A 10,954-nucleotide genomic window follows, 5' to 3' on the forward strand; every position below is an offset into this window, starting at 1 on the left:
GGTCCTACTTTCTCGGGCGTGGGTCGTGTGCCGGGGCGGAGGGTCCGTCGTGTGTCAGGTCGAGCGGTCCGGCGTGGGGCGGGTCGGGCGGTCCGTCCTCGGCCGCGGGTCCGGTCGTCCAGGCCGCGACATAGCCGCGTTCGGGCAGGGCGGGCGGGTTGGTCACCGGTGCGCAGTGCACGGTGTAGGCGCGTTCCAGGCGGCCGGCGACCAGCAGCCGGCTGCCGTCCGGGGTGGCCTCCAGCACGGAGAAGTCCCGTGGCCGGCCGCCGAATCCGACGCCCTCGGCCTTGGCGACCGCTTCCTTGGCGGCCCAGAAGCGGGTGAACCACACGGCCTCCGGATCGCCGCCGTCCGCGCACCGGGCGCGCAGGAGCCGCAGTTCGGCCGGGCCGAGCGCGGTGGTGAGGGTCGCCGGGTCCCGCTCGGCGATCTCCTCGATGTCGATGCCGGGGCCGGGCTGCGGGGAGTGCGGCCGTACGATCGCCACGCCCGCCTCGGCCCGGTGGGCGAGCGAGACGTCCAGCGGGGGCAGTTCGCGGCCGTGGACCCCGGTGACGTACGGCCGGCCGAGTTCGTCGTTGCGGACCCGGATCTCGGCCGGGAAGACGGGCCCTTCGCCGTGCCGCCAGAGCCACTGCCGTACGGCGTCCTTGACCGCGATCCGGCCGAGCAGCCACTGCCGGCGGCCGCGCGGCGGGCGCTCGGCGTACTCGGCGCGCTCCGCGCTCCCGAGCGAGTTGCGCATGATCAGCTCGCGTGAGGCGAGGTCCGGCCACCGCTCGTGCACCAGCGTCCAGCCGCCGGGCAGGGCCGTGGAGAGGGTGTGGCGCTCGGGGAAGCGTTCGACGGGCCGGGTGGTGGGGTCGTTGTCGAAGCGGCGGTCCTGCCAGCCGGTCAGCCGGGCCCAGACCCGGCCGCCGACGGTCAGCTCCGCGTCCGCCTCCAGCACGGTGTCCGTGAGGGAGGTGATCCGCAGCAGGCAGTGCACCTCGGTGCCGGGGTCCGGGTGCGGTCCGTGGAACCGCGCCTCGCGCAGCTGGACCGGGAAGACGACGGTCCGCTCGGTGCGGGTCGCCATGATCCAGTAGCCGAGCAGCTGGCCTACGTTGTCCAGCAGCGCACCGGGGGCCGCGGGGGTGGTGATCACTCCGCGGATGTGCCGCTCGCCGATCGCGGTCAGCTCGGTCAGGCCCTGGAACCGGGGTCCGTGGAACATCCAGCGGTCGCGGTAGAGCTGGGCGGCGGTGTGGTCGGGGACGCGCTCGGGGGTGTCCGGGAGGGGGCCGCGCGGGGGTGGGGCCGGGTGGTGCGGGGCGAGTTCGACGACGGCGCGGGCGGTGGGGCCGAAGGTGACGGTGACGCGGTCCGGGCGGTCGGGGGCCGGGGTGACGGTGACCGGGACGTCGACGGGGGGCGTGGCGGTGAGCCAGCGGTCGAACCGGGCCCCGTGCACGGCGACCGCCCGTAGACCGGGGGCCGCCTGCTCCGCCGCGTCCATCATGTGCCGGACGATCGTGGTGGCGGGGACGACCGGCCAGCGGTCCTCCAGGTCGGGCCAGCCGGGGCGCTGCGGGAAGAAGCAGTGGTCGAGGAGGTGGGGCATGGTCCGGGGGGAGACGTGGAGGGTTGTGGCGGTGGGGCCGGTGGCCGTGGTGGGTTCTCCGGTGACCGTGAGGGTCCTCGCTCCGCCGCGGTGGCGGCCGGCGGCGATCAGCTCTGCCGCCGTGTGCGCGGTCTCCCGCAGGAGGGCGGTCAGTTCGGTGGCGGCCGGGTGGTGCCCGGCGAGGTCGTCGAGGGCGGGGGTGGTGCCGGAGCGGGCGGTGAACTCGGCGGGTTCCAGGAGGACTTCGGCCGGGGGGAGCGCGGCGCGCCGCAGTTGCGCGCGGAGCGCCTCGCGGGACGGGGCGTCCAGGGACACCAGGGCGCTGCCGAGGTCGAGGCGGACGGGCGGGCGCGCTCCGGCCGGCCGGGCCGCCGGGGTCCGGGGTGGTGCCGTCGGCGCCACGGCCGCGCCGGCCGTCCACAACGCGGTGGCCACGCGCCGGAGTTGGGCCAGCCCGCTGTGGTGGGGCGAGTTGGCGGCGACGGCCAGGTGATCGCGGTCGCCGAGGGTGTCATCGATGAGGGAGGGCAGCCGGCCGGGCCCGGTCTGGACGAAGACGCGGTGGCCGGCGGCGTACATGGCCTCGGTCAGCTCACGGAAGCGGACGGGTTCCAGCAGGTGCCGTACGAAGAGTGCGCGGACCGCCGGCTCGTCGTCCGGGAAGGGTGCCGCGGTCGTCCCGGACCACACCGGCACGGTCGGCGGGTGGAGCCGGAAGCCGTCGGCGGCCTCCTTGATGGGGGCGAGGAACGGTTCGAGCATCGGCGTGTGGAAGCCGGACCGGAAGGGCAGCACCTGGCAGAGCACGCCCTCGGCGCGGAGCGACCGGACGAACTCCTCCACCGCCGGGCCGGGGCCGCAGACCATGGACTGGCGGGGCGCGTTGTCGTGGGAGAGCACGATCCCGGAGTCCGCCCAGGCGCCGGCCAGCGTGGTGCGGACGCGGGCGGCGGAGGTGCCCACGGCGGCGAAGGTGAGGCCGGGGACGGTGACCGAGTCCGGGTCGAACCCGGCCATGAACGCGTCCACCTGGCCGGCCGCGTACAGTCCGGCCGCGACCATGGCCGTCCATTCGCCGACGCTGTGCCCGGCGACCGCGTCCGGTACGACGCCCGTGCGGCGCAGGGCCTGGTCCAGCAGCCGGCCCACGCCGACGACGCCGAAACCGTGCCGGCCGATGTCGCCGACCTCGACGTCCGGGCCGGCGCCGGAGACCGGGGGCAGCCCGAAGTGGGCGGCGATGTCGTCGGTGCGGGGCGCGAAGTCGGCCTCCAGGCCGGGGAAGACGAACGCCACCTTGCCGCCGGCGCGGCCGAGCAAGGGGGCCGGCCGGAACCACACATCGCTGCGGCCGTGCCAGGCGCGGCCCTTGGCGACCGCGCGCCGGGCGAGGGCGAGCCGCTTGGCCGTCGGGTCGACCACACCGAGCCGGACCGGGCCGGCGTCCGGGTGGGGCCTGGCCGGGTCGAGCCCGGCGGCGAGGACGGCCGAGTCGTCGGCGTCGAGGAGAGCGGCGAGGCCGGAGGCGTCGTCGGCCGAGAGGAGGAGGATGCGCTCGGGTTCGGCGGCGTTCCCGGCGGAACCAGCGGCACCGAGGCGGACCGCGTTCCCGGCGCGAGCACGGGCGGCTCGCCCGTACGACGCCTCGTCCAGCACCACGTGCGCGTTGATCCCGCCGAACCCGAACGCGTTCACCGCGGCCCGCCGCACCGGCTGCCCCGCGCCGGTCTCCCAGGGCCGGGCCCGGTCCAGGGTGCGGAAGCGGGTGGCGGCGAGGCCGGGGTGGGGGTCGTCGCAGTGGAGGGTGGGCAGGAGGGTGCGGTGGTGCAGGGCGAGCGCGGCCTTGACCAGGCCCGCGACGCCGGCCGCCGGCATGGTGTGGCCGATCATCGACTTCACCGAGCCGAGCACCGGACGCTCGTCGTCCCGGCCGAGGTCCGCCGCCGGCCCGAACACCTCGGCCAGGGTGGTGAGTTCGGCGCTGTCACCGGCGGGTGTGGCGGTGCCGTGCGCCTCCAGCAGGCCGACCGAGTCCGGTGCGGCGGGGTCGAGGCCGGCGGCCCGCCAGGCCTCGCGCACGGCCCGGGTCTGCCCGCCCGGATCGGGGGTGACGAGCCCGGCCGTACGGCCGTCGCCGGCGACGCCCGTGCCGCGGATCACCGCGTAGACGCGGTCGCCGTCGCGTTCGGCGTCCGCGAGCCGTTTCAGTACGACGACGCCGGTGCCCTCGCCGATGAGGATGCCGTCGGCGTCGCGGTGGAAGGGGCGGATGCGCTCCGTCGGGGACAGGGCGCGCAGCTGGGAGAAGACGCTCCACAGGGTGATGTCGTGGCAGTGGTGCACTCCCCCGGCCAGCATCAGGTCGCAGCGGCCGGTGGTGAGCGCGGTGACCGCCTGGTCGACGGCGACCAGGGAGGAGGCGCAGGCCGCGTCCACGGTGTAGGCGGGGCCGCGCAGATCGAGGCGGTTGGCGATGCGGGAGGCGGCGAGGTTGGGGACCAGTCCGATCGCGGCGTCGGGGCTGTCCGGGCCGAGCCGGTCGGTGAACGCGGCCCGGATGCGGTCGAGTTGGGCGGGCTCCAGGTCCGGTAGCAACTCGCCCAGGGTGCGGGCCAGCTGGTGGGCGGTGCGCACGCGCTGGTCCAGCCGGGCGAGGCCGGGGGTGAGGTAGCCGCCGCGGCCGAGGACGACCCCGGCCCGGTGCCGTTCGGGCAGCCGGTCCGTGCCGCCCGCGTCGGCGAGCGCGGCGGCGGCCACGTCCAGGGCGATCAGCTGGTCGGGCTCGGTGCCGGGCACCGAGGCGGGCATGATGCCGTGGCGGGTGACCTCCACCTCGGCCAGTCCGTCCACGAATCCGCCGCGCCGGCAGTACACCTGGCCTGCGACGGCGGGTCCCGCGGCCGAGCCGGGGTGGTAGTAGTCGGCGTCCCAGCGGTTCGCGGGGACGTCGGTGATGGCGTCGGCGCCGTCCCGCAGATTGCGCCAGTAGGCGTCCAGTCCGGGCGCGCCGGGCAGCAGCACCGCCATCCCGACGATGGCGACGGGCGTCTGAGGTCCGGTCATGTCACCAGCCCGAGGCGGTGTAGACGACGGCGCGGGCCGCCGGGTCGCCCCAGGCGAGTTCGCGGAGCAGGGCCGCGGTGCCCTCGTCCGGGTCGATCAGCGCGATGCCGCGCCGGGCGTACTCGCGGCCGAGTTCCGTGCCGACCATGCCGGTGTGGCCGTCGGCCGGTGCCCAGGGGCCCCAGTGGACGGTGAGCGTGCGCCGGCCGGTGCGGGCGGCCCGGTCGGCGCCGAGGGCTTCCAGGGCGTCGTTCGCTGCGGCGTAGTCGGCCTGGCCCCGGTTGCCGAGGACGGCGGCGATGCTGCCGAACAGCACGGTGAACGCCGGTGCGGCGGGCAGGTCGTCCAGGGCGGCGAACAGCGCGGCGGCCCCGGCCGTCTTCGTGCCGTAGACCCGTTGGAAGGACTCGGGGGTCTTCTCGGCGATCAGCCGGTCCTCGATCACTCCGGCGGCGAAGACCACGCCGTCGAGCCGGCCGTGTTCGGCGTGGATCTCCTTGACGGCCTGGAGGACGGCGTCCCGGTCCCGGAAGTCCACCGAGCGGTAGCGGGCCGGACTGCCGAGCGCGCCGAGTTCGGTGAGCGTGGTGGCGATCTCCCGCTGGGCGAGGATCAGTTCCGCGGCCCGGTTGATCTCGGCGGGCCTCGGGGCGCCGGAACCCGCGGCGAGCGCGGCCCGCAGCTCGACGGGGGTGCGGGCGGCGGCGGTGTGCGGGGCCTCGGGTGCGGTGGGCGCGGGCGTACGGCCCAGCAGCTCGATCCGGCACCGGGAGGCGGCGGCCAGCGTGGCCGCGAACTTCGCGGTGATGCCCCGGGCCCCGCCGACCAGCAGGACCACGGAGTCCCGGTCGAGCCCCAGCGCGGCGGCCTCGGCCGCGCCGTCCCCGGCGGGTCCGGCGCCGGTGGTGCCGAGCGGGCCGAGGGGCGCGGGCACCAGTTCCAGGCCCCGGCGCTGTCCGGCGGGCGTACGCAGCACGACCGGAGCCGGTTCCGGAGCGCGCAGCTCGGCGAGGACCGCGTCGGCGACGGCCGCCGGGCCGGTGTCGCCCACCGCCAGCACCCGTGCCAGGAGGTCCGGGTACTCGCGGACCACGCTGCGGAACAGCCCGTCCAGGCCCGCCGACCGCAGTGCTCCGGCGTCCTCGGCGGCACGTACGGCCAGCAGCAGGCGGGGGCCGCGGGCCAGCGCCGCCCGGAGCACCGGGAAGGCGTCCGGCAGCACCGGGAGGTCCGGGCCGGGCAGCGCGGCCAGGTACAGGACCCCGTCGACCGGGCCGTCGGCCGTGCCGAGGAGGTGACCGCGGCCGAGGATCACGGCGTCGGCGCCGCACTCGGCGAGCCGGGCCGCGAGTACGGCCGCCACGCTCCCGTCGCCGTGGTCACCACCGTCGCCGTCACCGAGGACGGCGAACCGCTTCCCGGCGAGATCGGTGGCCGGATCCGGGTCCGGCAGCGGCACCGGCCGCAGCTCGCAGCGTTGCGGCGCGACACCGAGGGGGACGCCCTCCGTACCGACGGCAGCCGAATCCGACTCCTCGGCGGCTTCGCCCACTTGACTGCCGCCGCCTCCATCGGCCGCCGTTCCCGTCCGCGCCGTCAGCCACGCCGTCACCGCCGCCGCGGTGCGCGCCTTGGCCAGCTCCTCCAGTTCCGTGTCGTCCAGCAGCTCCGCGCCGCCCGCGATGCCCAGCCGCCGGGCGAGTTCGCCCGCGATCTCGGCGCGCTTGATCGAGTCGATGCTCAGATCTGCTTCGAGGTCCAGGTCAGGCTCGATCATGTCGACGGGATAGCCGGTGCGTTCGCTGATGATCTCCCGTACGACCCGCTCGACGTCGTCCGCCGCCGTCGCCTCGGCCGGCTGAGCCGACTGCGGCTCGGCCGCGGGCAGTTGGACCGGCACTACCGGAACCGGAGCGACGGGCGCGACGGGTGCGGCGGGTGCCGGTGCCGGTGCCGTCGCGCCGAAGTAGGTGAGCAGCACATCCCGCTGGGCGGCGATCATCTCCCTGCTGGTCCGCAGGAATTCGGAGATCAGCGCGTCCCGGTCGGTGGGGGTGCCGTTCGGCTGGTCGGTCGTCACAGTCGTCTCCACGACGCGTCGGGCCGGCGCCAGGGCACCGGGCAGGAGTGCTCCGTCGGCCGTACGGACGAGATGTCCGTCGACCGTCCAGCCGGGCCGCTTCGGCGCCGGGCCGCGCAGCGCGTCGACGGCGTCCCGGCCGCGCAGCAGCCACGCGGTGCGCACCGGCTGCCCGGCGACGGCGAGTCGGGCGAGTGCGTCGAGCCAGCCGGCCAGTCCGCTGTCGGCCCGCGGCTCGCAGGCGACCGTGCGGTGCGGGCGGTCACCGAGGATCTGGCCGACGAGCCGGGTGAGGACGGTGCCCGGACCCGCCTCGACGAAGATCCGGGCCCCCGCCTCGTACATCGCCTCGATCTGCGCGGCGAAGGCCACCGGGGCGCCGATCTGGGCGGCGAGTCCGGCGCGTACGGCGTCGGGGTCCGCCGGGTACGGCGTGGCGGTGCGGTTGGCCCAGACGGGGAACTCGGGTGCCCGCACCGGCTTGTCCGCGAGCACCTTGGCGAACCGCTCCCCCGCGGCGGCCACCAGCGGGCTGTGGAAGGCACAGGCCACCAAGATGCGGCGCGCGCCGAGCCCGGCCGAGCGCAGCGCCCGTACGGCGGTGTCGACATCCGCTGTGGGCCCGGAAATCACGGTCTGCTCGGGCGAGTTGAGGTTGGCGACGACGACGGACCCGGGCGTCCCGGACGTGCGCAGGGTGTGGACGACGGTGTCGGCGGGGGCGCCCACGGCGGCCATGGTGCCGGGCTCGTCGCCCGCCGCCGCCAGGATCGCCCCGGCCCGCTCGGCGCTCAGCTCCAGCAGCGTCTCCGGGTCGAGGGCGCCGGCCGCGGCGAGGGCGACCAGCTCGCCGTAGCTGTGCCCGGCGGCCAGGTCCGGGTGGACGCCGGCCGAGGTGAGGAAGGCGTGGGCGGCGAGGCCCGTGATGCCGAGGGCGGGCTGTGCCGTGCGGGTGTCGGTGAGGGCGGCCCGGTGGCGCTCACGGGCGGTGTCGTCGAAGGCGGCCGGCGGGAAGAGGCGGTCGGCGTGGGCGCGGCCCAGGTGCAGGTAGTGCCGCAGTTCGGGCAGGGTGATCAGGAGGTCGGCGAGCATGCCGGTGCGCTGGCTGCCCTGACCGGGGAAGAGGAAGGCGACCTGGCCGCCGGTCGTGTCGGCGGTGCCGGTGCCGGTGCCGCCTCCTGGGTCCGCGAGGTGAACCCCGGCGTCCGGGTCGTGCTCCTGCGCCAGGACCCGCCGCAGCTGCCCGGCCAGCTCGCCGGTGTCGCGGGCGACGACCGCCGCCCGCACCGGTTCGTGTGACGTGTCGGCGCGGCGGGCCGCCGCGAGGGCGAGGTCGCGCAGCCGCCAGGGGCTGCCGTCCGCCTCGGCGGCCCGGAGGATCTCCTCGGCGTCCCGGCGGGCCGCCGCCCTGTCCCGGCCCCGGAACAGGAACAGTTCGGCGGGCCAGGCGTCCAGGGTCTGCCGGGGCGGCGGTACGTCGCCGTACGCCGCCAGTACGGCGTGGAAGTTGGTGCCGCCGAAACCGAACGCGCTGACACCGGCGTAGCGTTCGGCGGCGGGCGCGGCCCAGGGCTGCGCGCGGGTGTGGAAGACGAACGGGCTGTCGCTCTCGTCCCAGGCCGGGTTGGGCCGCTCCAGGTGCAGGGTGGGCGGCTTGACCCCGGTGTACAGCGCCAGGGTGGTCTTGATCAGCCCGGCGAGGCCGGCGGCGCACTTGGTGTGCCCGATCTGCGACTTGACCGAGCCGAGCGTGCAGCCGCCGGTCGTGGCGCCCGCCTCGGCGAACACCTCGCCGAGCACGGCGAGTTCGGTGCGGTCGCCGACGACGGTCCCGGTGCCGTGCGCCTCCAGCAGGCCGACCGCGGCGGGCGGGACACCGGCGTTGCGGTACGCCCGCTGCAGCGCGGCCCGCTGCCCTTCGGGGCGGGGCGCGGTCAGGCCGAGGGAGCGGCCGTCGCTGGCGGAGCCGAGGCCCTTGACCACGCCGTAGATCCGGTCACCGTCGCGTTCGGCGTCCGCGAGCCGCTTGAGGACCACGCAGGCCACGCCCTCGCCGAGGGCGATGCCGTCGGCGGAGGCGTCGAAGGCGCGGGACCGGCCGGTCGGGGAGAGCGCGTGGACGGAGGAGAACAGGACGTAGTCGTTGATGCCGTTGTGCAGGTCGGCGCCGCCGCACAGCGCCAGGTCGCTGGTGCCGCAGACGAGTTCCTTGCAGGCCACGTCCAGGGCGGCGAGGGAGGAGGCGCAGGCGGCGTCGACGGTGTAGTTGGCGCCGCCGAGGTCCAGGCGGTTGGCGATCCGGCCGGAGATGACGTTGGCCAGCATGCCGGGGAAGGAGTCCTCGGTGAGCCGGGGCAGCTGCTGGTCCAGTCCGTCCGGGACCTTGCCGTAGTACGCCGGGAGGACCGCGCGCAGGGTGACCGCGTTGGACAGATCGCTGCCCGCCTCGGCGCCGAAGACGACGGAGGTGCGGGCCCGGTCGAACTCCCGCCCGCGTTCGCCGTATCCGGCGTCGTCCAGCGCCCTGCGGGCCGCCTCCAGGGACAGCAGCTGGACGGGCTCGATGCTGCCGAGGGAGGCGGGCGGGATGCCGTAGCGCAGCGGATCGAAGGGGACGGGTGGCAGGAAGCCGCCCCATTTCGAGGCGGTGCTGCCGGCGGTGTGGTGCACGTCGGGGTCCCAGCGGTCGGGCGGGACCTCGGTGACGGCGTCGCGTCCGGCGACGATGTTCGCCCAGAAGGTGGCGAGGTCGGGAGCCTGCGGGAACATGCACGCCATGCCGACGATCGCGATGTCGAGGGGCGGGGGCGGCGCCGGCGTGGCTCGTGCGGGTGGTGCGGCTCGTGTGACCCGCGTGGTCAGGAAGTCGGCGGCGCCGTCGGTCACCGCGTGGTGGAGCGCCGCCACGGTGGTGGGTACCGAGCGCAGGACGGCGACCTGCCCCGCCATGAACAGCCCGTCGCTGAGCTGCCGTTGCTCACCGACGTCCCGCAACTCGCCGTCGTCGGCACGGTCCACGCCCTTGCTGGCGATGCGCAACCGGCCGACGTTGAGCCGCTCCAGCCGCTCCCAGACCAGCCGGTCGGGCACACCCTGCGCGCGTAACTCCGCTTCCCGCTCACGGTAGTTGTCGGTGAAGGGGCTGGGTACGCAGCGGGTGGCATGGCCGGGAGCCGTCTCCAGCAGCGCGGTCGCGGCGGCGGCCAGGACCTGCCGCTGGAACAGCGGGCGGACGGCACCGCGGGCGACGGCCTCCTCGGTGAACAGGTAGGCGGTGCCCATGAGAACGCCGACGGCGGCGCCCCGCGCGGTGAGCGGCGCGGCCAGGGCGGCGACCATCGCCGCGGACCGCTCGTCGTGGACGCCGCCCGCGAAGAACACCTCCAGCCGGCGTGCCGTCTCGTCCCCGGCATCGGCCAGGAAGTCCTCCAGTACGGCGAGTTGGGCCTCCCAGAGCGGAAAGGAGGCCCGGGGCCCGACATGCCCGCCGCACTCGGACCCCTCGAACACGAACCTGCGCACGCCGGCGTCCAGGAACTGCCGCAGCAGCCCCGGCGAGGGCACGTGCAGGAAGGTGCGGATCCCGGCCCGCTCCAGCGCCTCCGCCTGTGCCGGCCGGCCGCCCGCGATGATCGCGTGCGTGGGCCGCAGCTCCCGTACGGCGTCCAGCTGGGCGTTCCTGATGTCCTCGGGCGCGAAGCCGAGCACGCCCACGCCCCAGGGCCGCCCGTCCAGCACGGCGCGCGCCTCGGTGAGCATGGCCCGGGTCCGCTCCCCGTCGGCCAGGGCCAGCGCGAGGAAGGGCAAGGCCCCGCCCTCGGCCACGGCGGCGGCGAATCCCGCCTGGTCACTGACCCGCGTCATGGGACCTTGGGCAACCGGCAGCCGGGTCCCCAACGCCCGACTCATGACCGACCCGGGCCGCAGGGCCGCAGCGGCGGGAGACGCGGACGCTGTGGGCCTGGGATGCGGGGGCAGGTTCGCGGGCGGCGTGGCCACCGAAGACCCGGGGCGCGGCGGCACGTCCGTGGGCTCCGGGGCCGCCGTAGCCTCCAGGCGCGGGGGAACATCCGCGAGTGGCGTGGCCGCCGAAGACCCTGGGCGCGGGGACACGTCCGTGGGCTCCGGGGCCGCCGTAGCCTCCAGGCGCGGGGGAACATCCGCGAGTGGCGTGGCCGCCGAAGACCCTGGGCGCGGGGACACGT

2 protein-coding genes are annotated in these 10,954 nt (G+C 76.2%); both read right to left on the reverse strand.

Annotated elements, in window-relative coordinates; all coding sequences use genetic code 11:
* Positions 1 to 4: 4 nt before the first annotated feature.
* Positions 5 to 4,669, reverse strand: a complete 4,665-nt coding sequence (locus ABZ937_RS40290; RefSeq protein WP_361699982.1) for a beta-ketoacyl synthase N-terminal-like domain-containing protein — start codon at positions 4,667 to 4,669, stop codon at positions 5 to 7.
* Position 4,670: 1 nt separating this feature from the next.
* The gene (locus ABZ937_RS40295; protein ID WP_361699984.1) at positions 4,671 to 10,613 is read right to left on the reverse strand and encodes an SDR family NAD(P)-dependent oxidoreductase; all 5,943 of its coding nucleotides are present in this window, start codon (positions 10,611 to 10,613) and stop codon (positions 4,671 to 4,673) included.
* Positions 10,614 to 10,954 lie beyond the last annotated feature (341 nt).

The organism is Streptomyces sp. NPDC046727 (assembly GCF_040645635.1).
GTDB lineage: Bacteria > Actinomycetota > Actinomycetes > Streptomycetales > Streptomycetaceae > Streptomyces.

Coding starts and splice junctions, on each gene's coding strand:
- ABZ937_RS40290 (WP_361699982.1), bottom strand. CDS start 4,669: ATGACCGGACCTCAGACGCCCGTCGCCATCGTCGGGATGGCGGTGCTG.
- ABZ937_RS40295 (WP_361699984.1), bottom strand. CDS start 10,613: ATGACGCGGGTCAGTGACCAGGCGGGATTCGCCGCCGCCGTGGCCGAG.